This is a genomic window from Chromohalobacter sp. HP20-39 (assembly GCF_033052815.1).
Taxonomy (GTDB): domain Bacteria; phylum Pseudomonadota; class Gammaproteobacteria; order Pseudomonadales; family Halomonadaceae; genus Chromohalobacter.
This window is the reverse complement of record NZ_JAWHTP010001166.1, coordinates 1-236: the sequence shown is the minus strand read 5'-3', so window position 1 is coordinate 236 and position 236 is coordinate 1. Positions and strand designations below refer to the sequence as shown.

Here is a 236-nt window from a genome sequence, read left to right as displayed (position 1 = left end):
CGCCAAGGCTCAGCATGGCGCTCATGCACGGTCACTTCGTTCTTGGACATGTCGAACGTCACGTCCGACATGTGCAGGAAGTAGTTGGCGAAGTACTCCTTGATCACGTAGCCCTTGTAACCCAGGCAGATGATGAAATCGTTGATGCCGTGGGCCGCGTAGATCTTCATGATGTGCCACAGGATCGGGCGGCCACCAATCTCGATCATGGGTTTGGGCTTGAGGTGCGACTCTTC

At 55.5% G+C, this 236-nt stretch carries 1 pseudogene; it reads right to left on the bottom strand.

Annotated features, from left to right (window positions below):
• Positions 1-236, bottom strand: a pseudogene (locus tag RVY79_RS21565) (glucose-1-phosphate cytidylyltransferase); the annotation flags it as partial.